Raw genomic sequence first — 1,069 nt, 5'->3', positions numbered from 1 at the left:
ATATTAACAGCGATGTTTTCTATGCATGAGTCACCCAAGTCCTTATCCCAGTACTTCCTAAAAACAGTGTAATCATGATGGATAATTCAACTTTTTACAAGAAACAGAATATTCAACAAGTCATCATCGATGCGGGGCATATGGTGGAATATTTTCCTACCTATTCCCCAGATCTTAATCCAATTGAACATAAATCGCCACAAGCTAAATGCAAATAAAAAGGGCTCGGAGGCGACACAGATATTTTGTTCGCACTCAATATCGTGTAATCAAAATTAAGTCGCTTAGCTATACAACCAGTGAAAAGAATAAACATTTTGAATAATTCATTTTTTAAATAATCCTTTATTTAAAATAAAACTTTTATTTATAGTTATACCCGTATCTAAATTATATAACTTAAATAGTGGTGGGAAAACAATGAAAAAGTAAATTTTCTGTTACAATAATGGTGAGAAGTTAAGAATGGTGCTGAGTATTAGTCGCTAAAACATAAAAGGGGTTTAGCGGATTGATTTATTGTTCCTGTAGTAGAAACTGATGTTTATATAACATAGACAAGATTTTCATTTCTTATAATAAAATTTTCCCTGTCTGGTAAATTTTAATTCCCAGAATTGCTTTATTTGATTCTAACTTAAATTAATTATCCGAAATAAGAACAGATCGGTTAGGTTTTATATTAATATCCCTTTGACACCCCCTTGCCCTATAGGGCCGGAAGGATGTTAATCTATAAAGGTGACATAATAGATTTGTTGGGTTAAATATTGATAAAAGCAGTGATAATGCAAAATTAAGTGCATTATCATAATAAAGATAAAGTTGATTTTTATTAAGGCATAAAGCGGTAGCCAATTCCAGTTTCAGTCACTAGCTGTACTGGTTTAGTTGGATCGTCTTCCAATTTTTGCCTTAAATGTCCCATATATAGCTAAGCGACTTAATTTTGATGACATTATTTATATAAGCTATTCAATTGATTTTAGACGTAAAGTGATATTTACGATGGAAGAAGAAGGGTTGAGTATCCGAGAAACAGCGAAGCAATTTCGGATTGGCTCTGCAT

1 protein-coding gene and 1 pseudogene are annotated in these 1,069 nt (G+C 31.9%); one reads left to right on the top strand and one right to left on the bottom strand.

Features of this window, described 5'->3' with window-relative positions; genetic code table 11:
- The first annotated feature begins 44 nt into the window (after positions 1-44).
- Positions 45-218 (top strand): transposase, encoded by a 174-nt coding sequence (locus ARSQ2_RS01260; RefSeq protein ID WP_255487114.1) that lies wholly within the window; start codon positions 45-47, stop codon positions 216-218.
- Positions 219-835: 617 nt separating this feature from the next.
- Here the strand turns inward: ARSQ2_RS01260 and ARSQ2_RS01255 are convergent.
- Positions 836-934 (bottom strand): annotated as a pseudogene (locus ARSQ2_RS01255) (winged helix-turn-helix domain-containing protein); the annotation flags it as partial.
- Positions 935-1,069: the final 135 nt, after the last annotated feature.

The organism is Arsenophonus endosymbiont of Bemisia tabaci Q2, assembly GCF_902713415.1.
Taxonomy (GTDB): domain Bacteria; phylum Pseudomonadota; class Gammaproteobacteria; order Enterobacterales; family Enterobacteriaceae; genus Arsenophonus.
Note: the sequence above shows the minus strand (reverse complement) of the source record. Positions and strands in the feature narration are given on the sequence as shown.